The sequence below is a fragment of the Pseudarthrobacter sulfonivorans genome (assembly GCF_001484605.1).
Lineage (GTDB): Bacteria > Actinomycetota > Actinomycetes > Actinomycetales > Micrococcaceae > Arthrobacter > Arthrobacter sulfonivorans_A.
On the sequence record NZ_CP013747.1, the window covers coordinates 4,187,299 to 4,205,345 of the forward strand.

15 protein-coding genes and 2 tRNA genes are annotated in these 18,047 nt (G+C 64.6%); 5 read left to right on the forward strand and 12 right to left on the reverse strand.

Translation table 11 applies throughout. The features are described from left to right. The first annotated feature begins 2 nt into the window (after window positions 1-2). Window positions 3-1,157, forward strand: a complete 1,155-nt coding sequence (locus AU252_RS19010; RefSeq protein ID WP_058932059.1) for a cysteine desulfurase family protein — start codon at window positions 3-5, stop codon at window positions 1,155-1,157. Here AU252_RS19010 and AU252_RS19015 read toward each other — a convergent pair. The 3 genes from AU252_RS19015 to AU252_RS19025 are packed head-to-tail and all read right to left on the reverse strand — an operon-like array spanning window position 1,154 to window position 3,222. After that, a complete protein-coding gene (locus AU252_RS19015; protein WP_058932060.1) occupies window positions 1,154-1,645 on the reverse strand; it encodes a GtrA family protein in 492 nt (163 codons plus the stop codon). The genes AU252_RS19010 and AU252_RS19015 overlap by 4 nt on opposite strands. 17 nt (window positions 1,646-1,662) lie before the next feature. After that, the gene (locus AU252_RS19020) at window positions 1,663-2,511 is read right to left on the reverse strand and encodes a fumarylacetoacetate hydrolase family protein (RefSeq protein WP_058932061.1); all 849 of its coding nucleotides are present in this window, start codon (window positions 2,509-2,511) and stop codon (window positions 1,663-1,665) included. A gap of 48 nt (window positions 2,512-2,559) precedes the next feature. Beyond that, entirely contained in the window at window positions 2,560-3,222 is a 663-nt protein-coding gene (locus AU252_RS19025; protein ID WP_058932062.1) for a DUF1684 domain-containing protein, read from the reverse strand. Between the two features lie 94 nt (window positions 3,223-3,316). Between AU252_RS19025 and AU252_RS19030 the strand changes: the two genes are divergently transcribed. Beyond that, window positions 3,317-4,132, forward strand: a complete 816-nt coding sequence (locus AU252_RS19030; protein ID WP_058932063.1) for a hypothetical protein — start codon at window positions 3,317-3,319, stop codon at window positions 4,130-4,132. A 70-nt stretch (window positions 4,133-4,202) separates the two neighbouring features. Next, complete coding sequence (locus AU252_RS19035; RefSeq protein WP_058932064.1) at window positions 4,203-5,009, forward strand: transglutaminase-like domain-containing protein; 807 nt, start codon at window positions 4,203-4,205, stop codon at window positions 5,007-5,009. Between the two features lie 62 nt (window positions 5,010-5,071). On the opposite strand, the gene AU252_RS19040 is transcribed toward AU252_RS19035, so the two are convergent. The 8 genes from AU252_RS19040 to bcp all read right to left on the reverse strand — a co-directional run bounded on the left by AU252_RS19040 (window position 5,072) and on the right by bcp (window position 15,129). Further along, window positions 5,072-5,542, reverse strand: coding sequence for a MarR family winged helix-turn-helix transcriptional regulator (locus AU252_RS19040; protein ID WP_058932065.1), 471 nt, complete (start codon window positions 5,540-5,542; stop codon window positions 5,072-5,074). After that, a complete protein-coding gene (locus AU252_RS19045; RefSeq protein ID WP_058932066.1) occupies window positions 5,542-6,651 on the reverse strand; it encodes an LLM class flavin-dependent oxidoreductase in 1,110 nt (369 codons plus the stop codon). Before AU252_RS19045 ends, AU252_RS19040 begins: the two co-directional genes overlap by 1 nt. A 113-nt stretch (window positions 6,652-6,764) precedes the next feature. Then, entirely contained in the window at window positions 6,765-10,001 is a 3,237-nt protein-coding gene (locus tag AU252_RS19050) for an efflux RND transporter permease subunit (RefSeq protein ID WP_058932067.1), read from the reverse strand. A gap of 83 nt (window positions 10,002-10,084) precedes the next feature. Next, a complete protein-coding gene (locus AU252_RS19055; RefSeq protein ID WP_058932068.1) occupies window positions 10,085-11,587 on the reverse strand; it encodes a malate:quinone oxidoreductase in 1,503 nt (500 codons plus the stop codon). Window positions 11,588-11,666: 79 nt separating this feature from the next. Further along, the gene (locus AU252_RS19060; RefSeq protein ID WP_205630712.1) at window positions 11,667-13,289 is read right to left on the reverse strand and encodes an ABC transporter substrate-binding protein; all 1,623 of its coding nucleotides are present in this window, start codon (window positions 13,287-13,289) and stop codon (window positions 11,667-11,669) included. Between the two features lie 196 nt (window positions 13,290-13,485). Next, window positions 13,486-14,157: a fasciclin domain-containing protein gene (locus AU252_RS19065; protein WP_058932069.1), complete on the reverse strand. Its 672-nt coding sequence runs from the start codon at window positions 14,155-14,157 to the stop codon at window positions 13,486-13,488. Window positions 14,158-14,417: 260 nt separating this feature from the next. Continuing rightward, window positions 14,418-14,499 (reverse strand) — tRNA-Leu (locus AU252_RS19070). 156 nt (window positions 14,500-14,655) lie between these two features. Beyond that, the gene (gene bcp, locus AU252_RS19075; RefSeq protein ID WP_058932070.1) at window positions 14,656-15,129 is read right to left on the reverse strand and encodes a thioredoxin-dependent thiol peroxidase; all 474 of its coding nucleotides are present in this window, start codon (window positions 15,127-15,129) and stop codon (window positions 14,656-14,658) included. Window positions 15,130-15,224: 95 nt separating this feature from the next. Between bcp and AU252_RS19080 the strand changes: the two genes are divergently transcribed. Further along, the gene (locus tag AU252_RS19080) at window positions 15,225-15,680 is read left to right on the forward strand and encodes a MarR family winged helix-turn-helix transcriptional regulator (protein WP_058932071.1); all 456 of its coding nucleotides are present in this window, start codon (window positions 15,225-15,227) and stop codon (window positions 15,678-15,680) included. 240 nt (window positions 15,681-15,920) lie between these two features. Further along, window positions 15,921-17,618 (forward strand): family 16 glycosylhydrolase, encoded by a 1,698-nt coding sequence (locus AU252_RS19085; protein WP_083510477.1) that lies wholly within the window; start codon window positions 15,921-15,923, stop codon window positions 17,616-17,618. A gap of 347 nt (window positions 17,619-17,965) precedes the next feature. Here AU252_RS19085 and AU252_RS19090 read toward each other — a convergent pair. Then, window positions 17,966-18,041: transfer RNA gene (locus AU252_RS19090), tRNA-Lys, on the reverse strand. Between the last annotated feature and the right edge of the window lie 6 nt (window positions 18,042-18,047).

The window sequence follows — 18,047 nt, forward strand, 5'->3', positions numbered from 1 at the left end:
CCATGATCTTCCTCGACGCCGCCGCCACCACGCCCGTCCGCCGCGAAGTCCTCGAGGCCATGTGGCCCTACCTAAGCGGCGAGTTCGGCAACCCCTCCAGCCACCACACCCTGGGCGAGGCCGCTGCGTCGGCGCTCGCAGGCGCCCGCGCCGCCGTGGCCAAGGTGCTCGGCTGCCGGCCGGGTGAGGTCACCTTCACCTCGGGCGGTACGGAGGCGGACAACCTGGCCGTGAAGGGCATCGCCCTGGCCCGGCAGGCCGCGGATCCGTCGCTGAACCGCGTGGTGATCAGCGCCGTCGAACATCCCGCCGTGGAAGAGTCCGCCCGGTACCTGGAGCGGTTCCACGGCTTCGCCGTTGATGTGGTTCCCGTGGACAGCGCCGGCCGGGTGGCGCCCGCGGCGCTCGCCGCCGTGCTCCGGCCCGAGACCGCCGTCGTCAGCATTATGTACGCGAACAACGAAGTAGGCACCATCCAGCCGGTTGCGGAACTGGCTGCAGTGGCCACCGCGATGGGCATCCCGTTCCATACCGACGCCGTCCAGGCCGCCGGCTGGCTGCCCCTGGATGTCAAGGCGCTGGGCGTGGATGCCCTGAGCATTTCCGGCCACAAGCTCGGCGCACCCAAGGGCTGCGGCGTGCTGTACCTCCGCGGCCGGACCCGTGTGGAGCCCCTGGTGCACGGCGGCGGCCAAGAACGCGGCCGGCGGTCGGGAACCGAAAACGTGGCCGGTGCGGTGGCGCTGGCCACCGCCCTGACGCTCGCCCACGCCGAACGGCCGGAACTGACCGCGAGGGTGGCAGGGCTCCGCGAACGCTTCATCGCCACCATCCTGGACACGGTGCCCGGTGCCCTGCTCACCGGGCACCGCACGGAACGGCTGCCGTCAGTAGCGTCGTTTTGTTTCCCCGGTACCAGCGGAGAATCCGTGCTGTTGGAGCTGGAGCGGCAGGGTGTGGTGTGCTCGAGTGGTTCGGCATGCGCCGCTGGCTCGGATGCGCCGTCGCCGGTGCTGACCGCGCTGGGCTACGACGCCGAGGTCGCGCAGACAGCTGTGCGGTTCAGCTTCACTTCGACCGTGACATCCGAGGAACTGGAGCAGGCAGCGGCAGCCGTGGGCACCGCCGTCGGGAGCGTCCGGACCCTCGGTCGCTAGATGTGGCGGGCGCGGCGGAAGATCCAGTGCCGCAGCATCGTGAACCGCACGGCGGTGGCCACGAAGCCCGACAGAGTGGTGGTCCACAGCTCATCGGACACGGTGGCGTCCGGGTGCAGCCAATGCAGCACGCCCAGGCTGCCGCCTGTGATGACCAGCGCCACGGCGATGACGATCACGCCGTTCAGGTGGTCGCGGGCCATCCGGCGCTGCCCGGAGATCTTGAACGTCAGCCTGCGGTTCAGTGCCGTGTTCATCAAAGACGTCAGCACCAGGGCGGCCGCGTTGGCCAGCTGCGGTCCCAGCCAGGGGCGCAGCAACGCATAGAGCGCCAGGGAGGTGGCGGTGCAGATGATGCCGACGCCCGTGAAGCGGAGGAGCTGCCGCACCAGCGGAAACCTGAACATTCCGCGGTAATGCTTGGTGGCCGGCGCACCGCGCGTGGGCTGCTGCGTCAGCTGGGCGGCGGGCGCAGCAGGGGTCTCCATGGGTCAAGCCTGACATATCAGGCCGGTGGTTCCTCCCAGGACGCCGCCTTGACCGGGTTGCTGAGCTCGCCGATGCCCTCCACGCGGCACACCACGGTGTCTCCGGGGTGGATGCGGGCGCACTCGGCGGGGAAGCCCGTCAGGACCAGATCGCCGGCGTGCACGGTCATGAAGGACGTCAGGTAGACCATGATTTCGTCCACCTTCCAGCCGAGATCGGTGCTGCTGGCGGCCTTCAGCTCGGCGCCGTTGTGGACGATGCTGATGGACCGGTCCGAGTCGTCGAGGTCCGTCACAATCCAGGGGCCCACTGGAGTGAAGGTGTCCTGGCTCTTGGCGCTGATCCACAGCTCGTCCGACTTCTGCAGATCGCGGGCCGAGACATCGTTGCCGATGGTGAATCCAAGGATGGCGCTCCGGGCGGTTTCCAGCGTCAGGCCACGGACGGTGCGCCCGACGACGACGGTCAGTTCCGCTTCCGGGTCCACGTAGCCCACCGTTGAGCTCAGTTCAATGGCGTCATCCGGGCCGATCACGCTCGATGCCGCCTTGTGAAAGGCCTGCGGCGGGAGGTCCCGGCCGGCCTGGCCGGTGTTGTGCGCCATGCCGAAGACGTTGAGGGGGACCGACGGCGCCAGGAACGTGAACGAGTCCTGGTCCACTACAGTGCCGGTTTCCCAGCCGGGCCGGGCCGGGTGGTTGGCGTTTGGACGGGACGCCCCGAAAGGGGATTCAACGACTGTCCAGGACCGGCCGGCGTCGGAGCCGAAGTCTGGGGCGTCATTGGCCACGAAGAAGTGCTCGTCGGCAACAGCCGGGGACAGGGGGCGGACACGGGCAAGGCGGCGGGGAGCGCTGGCAGTCATGATGACATCCTACGTCCTCCGGCTGGCCGGTGGCCGGCTCCGGCAGGCTCAGTACAGCTCGCCCACCGGGATCTCCACGGCCAGGCGGTTGGACGGGCCGGGCAGCGGGCAGGCCCAAGCCTCGTTGTACGCGCAGGACGGGTTGTAGGCAAAGTTGAAGTCCAGGACAAACTCCGCGCCCGCCCCCGAGCCATGGACCCCGTGGAACGCGCCCTTGATGGTGTCCAGGAGGTACCGGCCGGCGCCGTAGGTTCCACCGGGCTGGCCGGCCGTGGCGTCCCGGAACGGAACGAAGATCCCGCCGCCGTAGCCGTGCAGCTTCCACACGCCGAGCTGGCCCAGCTCGGGAAGATCGAACGTGCCCAGCCGGACAAACCGGACCACGCCGTCGGTGGCGGTTTCCACGGTCATTTCCCGGCCGGCTCCCTCAAGGGTCAGCGGCACATAGAAGCGGTAGATGGGATCGTAATCGGCCGTTTTCAGGCCGGAGAACTGCGATTTGTCCCTAGCGCTGAGGGCCGAGGCCGGATGCGTTGCGAACATCCGGTCGCGTTCATGCCGCCACAGGGAATGGGCCTCCGCCGGATCTTCAGCGGCAACCTTCCGTACCGTGTCGTACAGCGCAAACGTCCGCAGCCGCCAGTCCGCAATGTCGATGGCGGAGATGTCCGCCAGGCTCTCAAGGTCCGCGCCGTACTGCTCATCCGCCATAGGCACCAGCCTAGTACCTTGCGCGCGGGGAATGTCCGACGGCGACACGAGGCTCCGGCCCTTGTCCACCGTCGCCCGCCGATAGGCTGGCTGCATGACACACAAGGCGGCAATGTGGGGAGTGCGGACGGTAGCGCTGCTGATGGCCGGTGGACTGGCGGCCGGCTGCAGCGCGCCTGGTAACAGCGGTTCAGCGTGGACGGCGCAGCCGGACACATCGGCCAGCTCTGGCGCCAGCACGAGCTCAACCGCCGGCGCTACGGGGTCCCCGTCGTCGGATCCTTCTGCCACAGCGGGCGCCTCGACGTCCGCAGCACCCGGCCCGGCTGCAACAGCTGCTGCCTGGAAGACCTTTACCGATCCGGCGAAGACCGTCAGCTTCGACCTGCCGGAGGAATGGATCGCCCAGTCCGTCACGCCCGAGGACGGGACATTGCCGGGTGCCCTGAAGATCGAGGTGAAAAAGCAGGACGGCACGGTGGTGGCCACGCTGCGGACAGGACTGCCGCCGTCGTCGTCCGAGTGCCCCGAGACTGCCCGGAAACCGTACGTTGTGATCAGCAGCGTGCCGGTGGAGCTTCCCAGCCTGACGGGGGAAGGCACCATCGCCCCGCACGTGGTGTTCCGCGTCATCCAGGGCTACCGCTACTTCGGTTCCTACGGCATCACCAACATTGTGGGCGGGGCTGACGGCCAGGCCTGCGAACTGCGGAATGTGGTCCGTGGCCCGGCAGGAAAAGGGGACTACTCGTTCGGTGACCTCGGAGTCCTGAGGGCCTTCGCCCCGGATGAGAAGGTGGCCCCGGCGAAGGCGTTTGACACCCTGGGCCAGGCCGAAAAGTACGTGGACGAGAGCTCGGAATTCGCGAACGTCCAACGGATGCTAATGTCTCTGGAGATCAAAAACTAGTCCTGCCCCTTGCCCCTCAACCCCGGGCCAGCGCGGGAAGTTCTGCCACTACCTCACACCCCGGAGATACATGGAACGCACCGTTTCAGCACGTATGGTTTTCAGGACCATCGCCGACACGAAGGCAGCCCTGGCCATCGCTGTAGCCAGGAATCCCGGCTATACCTCGTTTGATGAATCCCTGACTGTCACGGCCGACGGTCAGCCGGTTCCGTTGCAGGAACTCGCGGACCATCATGGCGGCCGCCTGCACTATATGGAGTTCACTGAACCCGCCGAGGTCACCGTTGAGTACTCAGCGACTGTGGCAGGGCAGGCCGTTCCCGAACAAGCCACTCTGACTGAGCTCATCCGCTACGTGCGGCCAAGCCGCTACGCGGAGTCGGACCGGCTCCTGCCCACGGCCTATGCCGAATTCGGCGGCCTGCACGGTGCCGAACTGCTCCAGGCCGTGCGGAGTTGGGTCTTCGGGGAATTGCGGTACATCAGCGGTTCCTCCAGGGGAACTGACGGCGCCGTGGAAACCCTCCTGCACCGCAGGGGAGTGTGCCGGGACTTCGCGCACCTGGCCATCGCCCTGCTGCGTTCCAAGGACGTCCCCGCCCGGCTCACCGCCGTGTACGCGCCGGGGCTGAGCCCCATGGATTTTCACGCGGTAGCCGAGGCCCATGTCAATGGCGCCTGGCACGTCATCGACCCCACGGGGCTGGCCCCGCGGGAGTCGATGGTGCGGATCACCGCCGGCCGGGACTCGTCCGACACCGCGTTCCTGTCCACCGTTGGCGGGCGCCTGACACTGAACGAGCTCCGCGTCAGCGCCGTGGTCAACGGCCAGTTGCCGCCGGAAGATCCGGCCAAGCTGGTCATGCTGGGCTGAGATTCCCGCACGGCCCGGTTACTGGCGGGCAGTTACTTCCCGGCCGGATATTTCCCAGCCAGTTACTTTGCCGGCCGCGCTCCCACGGAATGCCGGAGTTTCTCGGTCAGTCGCTGGAGTTCCCTCTGCTCGGCAGCCGTCAGGGCCGGCCCCACCAGACTGGAGATGTCCCGCACGTGCTCCCGGCCGATCTCCTTCTGGAGGGCGGACCCTTCCTCGGTGAGCTTCAGCAGCACGCCGCGGCCGTCGTCCGGGGCAGCCATCCGGACCACGAGCCCGCGCTTCTCCAGCCTCTCAACCAGCCTGCTGAGGCTCGACTGGCTCAGCAGGACATGGTCATTGAGTTCATTGAGCCGGAGCCAGCCGGACGGACACCGGGACAGCGTGAACAGGACATCGTACTCGTTGATGGCCACCTTTCGGAAGGCAGCCCCGGCCTGCAGCCTCCGCATGACCGCAACTTGCGCCCGGAACAGGGATTCCCACGTTTCCGCGGCCAGGCGGATGGGTGATTCGTTTCCGTCGGCAGCCATCACGCCTCCGATGGGGCAGTCTCAGGCGCCGGTGCAGCCATCAGCGCGGCCACGCGGCCGGCATGCGTGGGCGGATCCGGGACGTGGGCGGGCTTGAGGGCCGCGTATTCCTTGCGGAGGACCGGGAGGACCTCCTCGCCGAACAGGTCAAGCTGCTCCAGCACTGTCTTCAGGGGCAGGCCTGCGTGGTCGATCAGGAACAGTTGGCGCTGGTAGTCGCCGAAGTACTCGCGGAACGTCAGGGTCTTTTCGATGACTTCCTGCGGGCTGCCCACGGTGAGCGGTGTCTGGGAGGTGAAGTCCTCCAGCGACGGGCCGTGGCCGTAGACGGGCGCGTTGTCGAAGTAGGGCCGGAATTCCTTCACGGCGTCCTGGGAGTTCTTCCGCATAAAGAACTGGCCGCCGAGGCCCACGATGGCATGGTCCGCCTTGCCGTGGCCGTAGTGCTCGTAGCGCTCACGGTAGAGGCTGATCAGCTGCTGGTAGTGCTCCTTGGGCCAGAAGATGTTGTTCGCGAAGAAGCCGTCGCCGTAGTAGGCGGCCACTTCGGCGATCTGCGGCGTGCGGATGGAGCCGTGCCACACAAAGGGGGCCACGCCGTCGAGCGGGCGCGGGGTGGACGTGAAGTTCTGCAGCGGGGTCCGGAACTTGCCGGACCAGTTCACCGTGTCCTCGTCCCACAGCCGGCGCAGCAGGCTGTAGTTCTCGATGGCCAGTTCCACGCCGTCCTGGATGTTCTTGCCGAACCACGGGTACACCGGAGCGGTGTTGCCGCGGCCCAGGACCAGATCCACGCGGCCGTCGGCCAGGTGCTGCAGCATGGCGAAGTCTTCGGCGATCTTGACCGGATCGTTGGTGGTGATCAGCGTGGTGGCAGTGGAGAGGGTTATCCGCTCGGTCTGCGCTGCGATGTACGCGAGCGTGGTGGTGGGCGAGGACGAGAAGAACGGGCGGTTGTGGTGCTCGCCGAGGGCGAAGACATCCATGCCGATTTCCTCGACTTTTTTGGCGATCGCCACGGCCGCCTTGATGCGTTCGTTCTCCGTGGGGGTCCGGCCGGTGGTGGGGTCAGTGGTGATGTCACTGACGCTGAATACGCCGATCTGCATGGTGTGCCTTCCGTTTCCTGGGCTTCTCTGGGCTTGCTTCCACTATACCCGATTTTCATGCGTTTGCATGTATCGACGGCTATAACGCCTCCCCGGCCAGAATATTCCAGGTGTTACAGGGGGTCGCCCGGAGCGGCACGGCGGCCACTGACGCGGGGCACCATGCCGGTGGTCCAGTCGCGGAACTCGGCATCGACGTCGTCGGCCGCCGCAAACTCCGGGCGCTGCTGCATGGCACGGAGCAGTGCTTTTGTCTCCCGCCGTCCCTCCACGAGCCGGTACAGCACGGGAACCAGCACCAGCGTCAGCGCCGTGGAAGAAACCAGGCCGCCGATCACCACCACGGCCAGCGGCTGGGAAATGAAGCCGCCGCCCCCGGTCAGGCCAAGCGCCATGGGTGTCAGGGCGAAAACGGTGGCCAGCGCGGTCATCAGGATGGGGCGGAGCCGCTGCCTCGCGCCATGGGTGATTGCGTCCGCCACGCTCATCCCGCCGCGGCCGTCCCGTGGCTGCCTGTACTGGTTGATGAGGTCGATAAGCACAATGGCGTTGGTAACCACAATGCCCACCAGCATCAGCATGCCGATCAGCGACGGCAGGCCCAGCGGAACGCCCGTGGCCAGCAGCAGGGCCACGGCGCCGGTGGCGGCAAAGGGAACGGACACCAGCAGGATCAGGGGCTGGATCAGCGACTTGAAGGTGGCCACCATAATGACATAGACAATCGCGATCGCGGCGAGGAGCGCCAGGCCCAGCTGCTGGAAGGACTCGGCCTGCTGGGTGGTGGCGCCGCCGAGTTCGGCGGTGACCCCTGCGGGGAGGCTGACCTCCGTGAGGCGCTTCTGCACCTCTGCGTTCACCGCACCGAGGTTGGAGCCCGACGGCGTGACTGACACTTTGGCGGTCCGCTGGCCGTTGCTGGCGGTAATGGAGACCGGCACGTCCACCTGTTCCACGGACGCGATGCTGCCCAGGGTGACGGGGGCGCCGGATGCAGGGAGTGCGATGTTGCGCACCGCGTCGATGCTGGTGAACCGGGTGCCCTTGCCGATCTGGACCGGAAAATCGTTGGTGTCGATCCGGACCGTACCGGCGGGGATGGGGCTGATGGTGGCAGCCAGGACGCCGGCTACCTGTTCCTCGTTCAGTCCGGCTGCCGCGGTCTTGGCCCTGTCAACCTTGACCTGGACCACCGGCTGGCTGGCCGCGAGGTTGGTTGTCACCTCGCTGGTCTCCGGCACGCCGGTCATGGCCTGAACCATGGCGTCACTGGCTGTGCGGAGGTCCTCGGACGTTGCCGCCTTGATGGTGATGTCCACCGTGGAGGATGTCCCGAAGCCACCCTGCTGCGTGCCGACGGTAATTTTCCCGGAACCGGCCACCTTGCCCACTTCGGTCCGGACGGTTTCCTGGAGCTTTGCCTGATTGGCCTTTTCATCCGTCACCACCGTGAACGTGGAGTTGGCGGCTCCGGAAGACGTCAGGGCGGCAAAACCTGCCTGCGCGTTTCCGGAGGTGAGCTGGACATTCTTGACACCCTCGATGCCGCGGAGGACGTCCTCGACCTTGATGGCGGCGGCGCTGGTGTCGGCCAGGCTTGTGCCCGCTGGCATCAGTTGGCGGACAGTCAGGCTGTTCTGGCCGGAATCGCCGAGGAGGTTGGTGGACAGCAGCGGCGTCATGGCGGCCGTGGCGCCGAGCACCAGAACGGCGGCGACCAGGGTCAGCACCGGGTGCTTCTGGGTCTTGCTGAGGACCGGCAGGTAGGCACGCTGCAGCCGGCTTTTCTGTTCGGCTTCCTGTGCCAGGGCACGGGCGGCGGCAGCAAGCCGGGCGGCAGTTTCGCGGGCATCGGGCGAACCAGCGGCGGCGGAACCGGCGGGGCTCTTGAGGAACCAGTAGGCCAGGACCGGAACGATGGTCAGCGATACCAGCAGGGATGCCAGCAGCGCCATGGTGACTGTCAGGGCGAAGGGCCGGAAGAGTTCGCCGGCGAGCTCGCCCACGAAGGCAATGGGCAGGAAGACCGCCACGGTGGTCAAGGTGGAGGCGGTGATTGCGCCGGCCACCTCCCGGATTGCGGTGAGGATCGCGGGGACTTTCTCCTCCCCGTAGCTGAGGTGGCGTTTGATGTTTTCGATCACCACAATCGAGTCGTCCACCACCCGGCCGATCGCAATGGTCAGCGCGCCCAGGGTCAGGATGTTCAGTGAATAGCCCGTCGCGGACAGGCCAATGAACGTGATCAGCAGCGACAGTGGAATGGAGACCGCGGTAACAAGGGTGGAGCGGGCTGACATCAGGAAAACAAGGATGACGGCGACAGCGAAGCCCAGCCCGAGCAGGCCCTCGGTGGTGAGGTCCTTGATGGACTTCTCGATGAACGGGGCCTGGTCGAACACCGCCGTGAACTTTGCGTTGGACCCCAGGTCGGCCTCAAGGGCCGCCAACGAGTCGTTCACGGCGTGGGAGATTCCCACGGTGTCGCCCTCGGGCTTCTTGGTCACGGACACCGCCAGCGTTTCCTGGCCGTTGGTCCGCGTGATGGAGGTCCGTTCGTCATCCTGCAGGCTGACGTCGGCCACCGTGCCGATGGTCGCGGCATCCTTGGCTCCACCCAGGGGGAGTGCCTTGATGGCGTCCAGGGAATCCACCGGGCTGCCGATCTGGAGGGATAGCGTCTTGCCCTGCTCCTGGATGGTCCCGGCCGGGATCAGCGCGCCGTTGTTGGAGAGGGCGTTCCGGATGGACTCGATCGTAGTGCCTTTGGCGGCCATCGCCTCGGGCCGGGGGATGATCTCGATGTGCTGGGTGGCGCCGCCGGTCACGTCGGCTCCCCGGACGCCGTCGATCTTCTGGAGCCGGGGAACGGAGAGGCGTGCCAGGTCGGCGTTGAGTTCGCTGAGGGGCTTGTCCGAGGACACTGCCAGGAACACGATGGGGAAGTCGCTGATGCTGCCCGCGATGGCCTGCGGCTGCACGTCCTCCGGCAGGGAGCGCTTGGCGTTGGAGATGGCCCGGTCGATCTGGTTCCGGGCGCGGTCGAGGTTTGTCCCGTAGGTGAACACCATGGAGATCTGCGAGACGCCGTTGCGTGACGTCGAGGAGGTGGACTCCAGGCCTTCGACGCCGTTCAGGGCGGTTTCGAGCGGTGCGCTGACCTGCTTGTCCACCACTTCGGGCGAGGCGCCGGGCATGGCGGAGAGGACGGTGATCTGGGGGAACTCAATGGAGGGGATGAGTTCCTGTTTCAGCGATGACATGGTGATCACGCCGAACACCGTCGCGAAGACGGTGATCAGCGCGATCAGCGCCCGGTTTGCCAATGAAAGTTGTGCCAGCCGGAACATCGCGGGTCTCTCCTGTGGGGTTGACGGACTCCTGCGGTCCGGACCGTCCAGCCGGGCCTGCCGGCCGGACGGAATGCCGGGCGTCAGTGGTTGGCGGAAATGCTCTCCAGCTGCAATGCCTTGGCCGTTGCCGTCTCGAGTTCGGCAGCAAGATCCGGATTCTCATCCAGCTTCACGCCGTAGCCCGGCATCATGTCCTTGAGCTTGCCCTGCCAGCCCTTGAAGTCCTTGGGGAAGGACTTCTGCAGCAGCTCAATCATGATGGGCACCGCTGTGGATGCGCCGGGCGACGCACCCAAAAGCGCCCCGATGGTGCCGTCGCGGCCGGCGATGACTTCCGTGCCGAACTGCAGCACGCCGCCGCGCTTCGGGTCCTTTTTGATGATCTGCACACGCTGGCCGGCGGTGATCAACTCCCAGTCGCCGTCCTTGGCTTCGGGGTAGTACTCGCGCAGCGCTTCCACCTTGTCCCCGTGGCGCTTGGCAACTTCCTTGACGAGGTACGCGGTGAGGTCCATGTTGTCCTTGGCGACTGCAAGCATCGGGATGATGTTGCTGGGCCGGATGGACAGTGGCAAGTCAAGGTACGAGCCGTTCTTCAGGAAATTGGTGGAGAAGCCGGCATAGGGGCCGAACAGGAGCGAACGCTTCCCGTCGACGTACCGGGTGTCAAGGTGCGGGACTGACATGGGCGGCGCGCCCACCGAAGCCTGGCCATAGACCTTGGCGCTGTGCTGGGCGGCAAGTTTCTCGTCGGTGCAGCGGAAGAACTGGCCGGACACGGGGAATCCGCCGAAGCCCTTGCTCTCCGGGATGCCGGAGGCCTGGAGGAGGTGCAGGGCGCCGCCGCCGGCGCCCACAAACACAAACTTGGCGTGGATCTTGCCGTGTTCCCCGGAAGCCGGGTGCTTGATCGAAAGGTCCCAGCCGCCGTCGGACGCCTTGGAGATGCCGCTGACGTCATGGCCGTAATTGATTTCGACGCCGTTGTTCCCGAGGTAGGTGGTGAGCTCACGGGTCAGTGCCCCGAAGTCGACGTCGGTCCCCTCGGTTGCCCGGGTGGCGGCGATACGCTGCTTCGCGTCGCGGCCCTTGACGATCAGCGGCGCCCATTTGGCGATCTGGGCGTGGTCCTCGGAGTACTCCATGCTGCGGAACAGCGTGTGGGGTTTGAGCGCTTGGTAGCGGGTCTTGAGGAATCTGGTGTTGTCCTCGCCGATGACAAAGCTCATGTGCGGGACGGTGTTGATGAAGCCCTTCGGCGAGCCGATCAGGGATTCTTCCACAAGATGGGACCAGAACTGGCGGGACAGCTGGAACTGTTCATTGATGAGCAGGGCCTTGGCCGGGTTCACCGAGCCGTCTTTGGCTGCGGGGGAGTAGTTCAGCTCGCACAGGGCGGCATGGCCCGTTCCTGCGTTGTTCCAGGGGTCGGAGCTTTCCAGCCCGGGCTGGTCCAGACGTTCGAACAGGGAGATGGTCCAGTTCGGTTCAAGCTGCTTGATGAATGCCCCGAGCGTGGCGCTCATGATGCCGCCGCCAATCAGTACGACGTCGGCATGTTGGGTCTTGGATATGAAGGTCACAATCAGTCTCCGATAGCAGCGGCTCTGGCTGTCAAAGAATATCCCCGGGCGGCCCGCATACTGAAATTGGGCCGGGCCGTCAAGGCTTTAGCTGTACCTTTGTGAAAACTTCACTCAGTACCGGGGACGCCGGGTAGCTGCTGACGCGGTCCGAGAGTGCGAGTGCCGAGATGGGGAAGGCGATGGGAACCGCCGGCACAGTGGCCGCGATCTGGGCGTTGATGGTGTGGTACTGCTCGTCGCGTTCCTTGCCGGCAGGGAGGCCGCGGGCGCGGTTGATCTTGGAGAAGACCTGCGGGTCCTGGTAGCCGAATTCGCCGTTCTTTTCGCCGAACAGCGGGCCCACAAAGTTATCGGCATCGGCATACGCGCCATTCCAGCCGAGCAGGTGGAGCCCGTGGTCTCCGGGTGACTGCACTTTCTGGAGATAGCCTTCGGACCAGTCCACCGGGACAGGTTTGATGTTGAACCCGACGGCGGTCAGTTGCCTGCTGATTTCGGCGTAGATTTTCTCCGGCGTGGGCAGATACGGGCGGGTGGCGTTAAGCGGATAGTAGAACCTGAGCTCTTCCCCGGTGTAGCCGGCCTCGGTCAGATAGGCCTTGGCCTTGACCGGATCGTGGCCCAGCGCGGGAGCGTCATTATTGAAACCGCTGATCTTCGGAGGAACGAACTGTGAGGCCTTGGCTGTGTTGTCGATGAAGAACTTGCGGATCAGGGTTTCCTTATCGATGGCCAGCTCAATGGCCTGCCGCACTTTTTCGTTCTGCAGGACCGGAATTTCCTGGTTGATGCCCAGGTACATCACCGAGAAAGGATCACGCTGGACGATCTGCATGCCCCGCTTGACCAGCTGATCGAAGTTGCCCACCGTGACGGCGTCGTAGCCGTCGATCTTGCCGTCCAGGAGGGCCTGAAGCCGAGTCTGGGGGTGGTCGTACGTGACGAAACTAATGGTGGAGATCTGCCCGCGCTCACCCCAGTAGTTTTTGTGGCTGATGAGCTGGACACTCGCCTCGTCCCAGGCGGCCAGGCTGAACGGTCCTGTGCCGACGGGGTTGGTGGCGAACCGGGAGAGCGGGTTTCCGCCACGGGTCTGATCCAGGACATCCGCCGTGCCCGCTGTCAGGGCGGCCGGGGATGCGATGGCGAACGCCGGCAGGGTGAGCGCCTGGAGGAACGCGGTGAAGCGCTGAGTCAGGTCGATCCGGACAGTGTCAGCGGAAAGGGCCGTGCAGCTCTTGAAAATGGAGAGCGCAGCGTCGTCGGAATGTGCCTTGAACACGCTCTTGAACGAGCTTCCCGGCGCCTGCCGCCGCAGTTCCGCCGAGAAGGCGAACCAGCGGTTGAAGTTGGCACACACGGCGTCGGCGTTGAAGGGCGTGCCGTCCTGGAACGAGACGCCGCTGCGGAGTTTGAACGTGTACGAGCGGCCTTCGTTTTCCTCGGACCATTCCGTTGCCAGCAGCGGCGTGGGCTTGCCCGTGGTCTGGTCCACACCCACCAGGCCTTCGAGGATCTGCCGGGTGATCCGGTAGCTTTCCACATCGCTCGAGAGCGCGGGGTCCAGGCCGAGGGGCTGGGACGCCGTGCCGAACGTGAACGTTTCGGTGGGTTCAGCGCCGGCGGGCGCCGTCGAAGGAGACGTTGCCGAGGGCGAAGGTGGTGGGTTGCCGGTACAGGAGGTCAGGCCTAACGCCATAAAAACGGCGCCGGTCTTGATGACCGTTCGCCGCGAAGTACTGCTGGGCACTCGTCTATCACCTCTGGCTGCTTCTGGCCGGCGCCGCGGACTGCGGGCCAAGGACACAGTCTAGTTGACACACCCCGGTGCTCCCTGGACACACGCCAGAGGCCTGTTCCGGGTGCGGAACAGGCCTCTGGGCTTGAAAGCCGGACTACTTGGGCATCAGCACCGAGTCGATCAGGTAAACGGTGGCGTTCTTGGTCTGGACGCCGCCGCAGATCACGCTGGCGCCATCAACCATGAGGGCATCCTTGCTGCCGGTCACGGTGACTGAACCGCCCTGGACCGTGGCGTGTGTGCCGGCGATCTTGTCAGGGGTGATCTGGCCGGGGACCACGTGGTAGGTCAGGATCTTGCTCAGCAGGGCGTCGTCCGTCTTGAGCGTCTCAATGGTGGCGGCATCGATCTTGGCGAAGGCGTCATCCACCGGAGCGAAGACCGTGAACTCGCCGCCGTTAAGGGTGTCAACCAGGTCAACCTTCGGGTTCAGCTTGCCGGAGACAGCTGCCGTGAGGGTGGTCAGGATGGGGTTGTTGGATGCCGCGACCGCTACCGGGTCAAGGGCCATCCCGGCAACCGAGCCTGCCCCGGTGGGGACCTTCTCGGCGTAGCCGGCGCAGCCTGCGCCAACGAGGTTTGCGGCCGGATCCATGGCAGCAGCACTGGCGGACGGTGACGGGGCCATCTTCGTCGCTGACGGGGTGGCGGCAGGTGCCGAGGAGCTCGGGGTTGTGGTTGCTGTTCCACCGCAGGCGGTAAGGCTCAGCAGGGCTGCAGCTGCAACGCCTGCGACGGTGAAGGATGTGCGCTTGAATGACTGCATTTCGGTTCTCCTTGTTTGTGCCGATTTCTTGCCTGCGGCTGACCTGATGCCTGCCGCGTGGCCTTTTCCGACTGTTGGGCACCTGCCCTTGGCTGGTGTCTCAATGGGTATTCGGCCGGAGCACGGAAGCGGATGGGTGGATCGCCAAGAGTTTTTTAGATTCGCGGCCAGCCCGCAGGGAAAGCCCAGCAGAACACGGTAGATGGGCAGTTAAATGACGGAGATCCCGGGCCTGTGGGCCCGGGATCTCTGTGTAAGTGTGCGCAAGGGGGGACTTGAACCCCCACGCCCGAAGGCACAGGAACCTAAATCCTGCGTGTCTGCCAATTTCACCACTCGCGCTTGGCAGTTGCTGCCGTTGTCTTCAACCTTGGCCAGATGGCCTACGGATAAAAACGTACGACGGCGGATGCCAGTTTCCATTGTAGCCTCGGGCCGGCGGGGTTCCGGTCAGCCGGTTCCTGCCGCCCGTACCGGCGCCACTTCCCGCGTAATGCTTTACGCGTCCACTTTGAGGTCGCGCCGGAGTTTTGCCACGTGGCCGGTGGCCCGGACGTTGTACTGGGCAAGCGCCACTTTTCCGTCGGGATCGATCACCACGGTGCTGCGGATCAGTCCCTCATAGGTCCGTCCGTAATTCTTCTTTTCGCCCCAGGCACCATAGGCTTCGGCCACGGCATGGTCCTCGTCCGAAAGCAACGGAAAGCTAAGGTCCTCGTTGGCGGCAAAGGCAGCAAGTTTGTCCACGGAATCGGGGGAGACGCCCAGGACCCGATAACCGGCCGACGTGAAGGATGCCAGGCTGTCGCGGAAATCGCAGGCCTGTTTCGTGCAGCCGGGGGTGGCGGCGGCTGGGTAGAAATACACGATGGTGCTGCCGCTGTGGCCGGAAGCCAGGTTGACGTCTTTACCCGACGAATCCTTCAGGGTGAAGCCGGGCGCCACGTCGCCGGTCAAGAGTCTGTCAGCCACTGTTAATCTCCTCGTTGCAGGCGGAACACACCAGTTTAGTAAGCATCCACGACCGGTGCTAACCAGCCTTAGCTATACTTGCTGGTATGCCTGACATGGATCGCTGGCCCACTGGGCGCCTATTGTCCACTGCGGCACGCCTCGTAGAACACTCCTGGAACGAAAAGCTAAGCGCCATCGGACTGACGCACGCCGGCGTGATCGCTATTGAAGTCCTCTCAGCGCAGGGGCCGATGACACAGGCCCAACTCGCCCAATATGTGCGCGTTCAGGCCCAGACCATGGGTAAAACCCTGAGCCGGTTGGAGTCCCACGGCCACATTGCCCGCGTCCGCAGCACCTCGGACCGCCGCAGCCAGGTGGTGTCCCTCACGGACAGCGGACGGGAAGCCGCAGCCGCAGCCGTTGAGATGGAACGCTCGGTGCTTGCCGCGGCAACTATTGACCCTGACGCCCTGCGGCAGGAGCTCCAGGCTGTGGTCAGGGAGCTGGCCAGCCAGTTCGCGTCGCCGTCAACCCGCGCCCTGGTGGACGGTGCCCCGCTCAGCTAGCAATCCCGGGAATCCGGTAAATCTGACTGGCACCATTACTGCAAAATTCCGCAGTGGTGGTGCCTTTTTTGGTTTGTACCTGAAGCGTCCAGAAGTGGCGTCTTTGCCGAGTGATTTGCAGCGGTTCAGGGCGCACTTTCAGGAAGTGCATCGATGGTCGCTTTACAAAGTGAACTCTTCAACATCACCAGCGGCATCTGGCCGTAGGTCTCGCCGCGCGATGCCCTTATCATCTGACGTATGCGTAAACACTTGGTCGCCGTTGGGGTCGTGGCAATCCTCCTGGCCGGCTGCTCGGCCCCTTCAACTCAACCGGCAGTAACTTCGACGGCGCCGGTCGCCACATCAGCATCAGCCACGCCGACGCCCACTACGCCAACGACGACGGGCTCGGCCGCGACAGATCTGAACTGGGGTACGCCGACCGCTGGCGACGAGTTCAACTATACCGGCGCACCGGACGCCGCGAAGTGGTCCGTGTACAACAGTGCCGGGCACGACGGGAATGGCATTCGGAGTCCCCAGCAGGTCACGGTAGACGGTTCCAAAATGGTCATGACTGGAACACCGGACGGCACGACCGCTGGAATGAGCGCGAAGTTTGGGCGCCAGAAGTACGGCCGGTGGGAAGTCCGCGCAGCGGGTTCGGGTGACACCGAGTATCATATGGTGGTGCTCCTGTGGCCGGATAGTAGGAATTGGCCGTGTGACGGCGAAGTTGACTACGCGGAGACGCCTGCTGACTGGAGCGTCATCAAGTTCTTCCACCACTACGGATGTTCGAATTCGCAGACGTCGGCGACCATGGCACTGGACGTTACGCAGTTCCACAACTACGCGGTTGACTGGTCTCCGAATGGGATCGTCGGCTACGTCGATGGGGTTAAGTGGTTTGAGGACAACGACCCGGCGCACCAGCCTCCCGGACCGATGCACCAGACGCTACAACTGGACTGGTTCCCAGACAGCACTGATAACGGCGCTGGCGAGATGCGAGTGGATTGGGTTCGCGTCTATGCGGCTGGCGATCCAACTCCCGCTGCCCTGCCGCCGCCATCCGATGAGCCGTTTGATTTCGCCGCCACCGGGGATATAAACCCTGCGGGTAACACGTCGGCCACGTCGCACAGTGGTAAGAACGCGGCTAGTATCATCGCCGGTCTCAACGACGGTTCGCTGGACAACTTCATTGCGCTGGGCGATTTCCAGTATGACAATGGCTCCTGTACCGCGCTCGAGGCTTACGACCAGTTGTGGGGTCCGGCTAAGGCCAAGACGTACTGGACCGCTGGCCCGAATCATGATGTTGAACCCGGCGAGAATGACGACGTTGACCGGTACATGGATGGGCAGTGCGTGTCCACGGTGAAGAGCGCGACTAGCTCCGATGTTGTACGGTTCCAAGACGCTCTTGATTGGTATTCGTTCGACAAGGGCAACTGGCACATTCTTGTAGCGCCTACGGCCACATGGCGTTATAACGCTAAGCGGGCGCAGGCGATGACCTCGGAGATGGATGCCGACCTGAAAGCGGCGAAGGCCGCTGGAAAGCATCTGGCGGTTATCTACCATGATCCGTATTTCACCAGCAACACATCGAGCCATACCCGCTTCCTTAAGGCGAAGCCGTGGATTGACGTGTTCTGGGCGAACCGCGTTCGTGTGTTGCTGTCCGGCTCGCAGCACAATTATGAGCGGACCTGCCCGATAAACAACGAGGACCAGTGCGTTGCGGACGGGATGCAACAATTTCAGGTGTCCACTGGTGGAATCGGCCTCCGGGCGTTCACCAGCAGCCCCTCTTATGTGCAGCGAAAGTTTAGCGACACCTGGGGTCACCTACGGATGAGCCTCAAGGCTGACGGCTCTTATACGTGGGAATTCCGTCCCGTGTCTGGCGGAATGCAGACGGATAGCGGGTCTCGAAGCCATGGCTAATTCTTCGGTTCCGGTCACCGCCGGTTCGGGCACCATGAGGGACCTACCGCCACATTCCGCACCCTAGCGTTCCATGGATTCTTCCAGCTCTTTCACGGAGCTGAGTGTCCCGCGTTTGAGACCTCGGCCTTCGCCTCGTAAATGTGGTCCGGGTCGGCAGGAAACCGCCTGAGGAAGCCAAGGTGGTTGGATTCGGAGTCTCGAGGCAGTCGGCTGTGATGGCGGCGTGTCCCAGCTCTTTCCCCGGAGCAGCAGGGAATAAATAGCCCCTAAATACCCACAGCGATCGAGGGGCAAAAAGGAAACCCCGTCTTCACGGCTTGTGGCCAGTGAAGACGGGGTTTCTTTGGTGCACCCCCCGGGACTTGAACCCGGAACCCATTGATTAAGAGTCAATTGCTCTGCCAATTGAGCTAGAGGTGCATCTGT

What these genes read in the sequence shown, in the direction of transcription:
- AU252_RS19010 (WP_058932059.1), top strand. Translation starts at nt 3, where the DNA reads ATGATCTTCCTCGACGCCGCCGCCACCACGCCCGTCCGCCGCGAAGTC.
- AU252_RS19015 (WP_058932060.1), bottom strand. Translation starts at nt 1,645, where the DNA reads ATGGAGACCCCTGCTGCGCCCGCCGCCCAGCTGACGCAGCAGCCCACG.
- AU252_RS19020 (WP_058932061.1), bottom strand. Translation starts at nt 2,511, where the DNA reads ATGACTGCCAGCGCTCCCCGCCGCCTTGCCCGTGTCCGCCCCCTGTCC.
- AU252_RS19025 (WP_058932062.1), bottom strand. Translation starts at nt 3,222, where the DNA reads ATGGCGGATGAGCAGTACGGCGCGGACCTTGAGAGCCTGGCGGACATC.
- AU252_RS19030 (WP_058932063.1), top strand. Translation starts at nt 3,317, where the DNA reads ATGACACACAAGGCGGCAATGTGGGGAGTGCGGACGGTAGCGCTGCTG.
- AU252_RS19035 (WP_058932064.1), top strand. Translation starts at nt 4,203, where the DNA reads ATGGAACGCACCGTTTCAGCACGTATGGTTTTCAGGACCATCGCCGAC.
- AU252_RS19040 (WP_058932065.1), bottom strand. Translation starts at nt 5,542, where the DNA reads ATGGCTGCCGACGGAAACGAATCACCCATCCGCCTGGCCGCGGAAACG.
- AU252_RS19045 (WP_058932066.1), bottom strand. Translation starts at nt 6,651, where the DNA reads ATGCAGATCGGCGTATTCAGCGTCAGTGACATCACCACTGACCCCACC.
- AU252_RS19050 (WP_058932067.1), bottom strand. Translation starts at nt 10,001, where the DNA reads ATGTTCCGGCTGGCACAACTTTCATTGGCAAACCGGGCGCTGATCGCG.
- AU252_RS19060 (WP_205630712.1), bottom strand. Translation starts at nt 13,289, where the DNA reads ATGGCGTTAGGCCTGACCTCCTGTACCGGCAACCCACCACCTTCGCCC.
- AU252_RS19065 (WP_058932069.1), bottom strand. Translation starts at nt 14,157, where the DNA reads ATGCAGTCATTCAAGCGCACATCCTTCACCGTCGCAGGCGTTGCAGCT.
- AU252_RS19080 (WP_058932071.1), top strand. Translation starts at nt 15,225, where the DNA reads ATGGATCGCTGGCCCACTGGGCGCCTATTGTCCACTGCGGCACGCCTC.
- AU252_RS19085 (WP_083510477.1), top strand. Translation starts at nt 15,921, where the DNA reads ATGCGTAAACACTTGGTCGCCGTTGGGGTCGTGGCAATCCTCCTGGCC.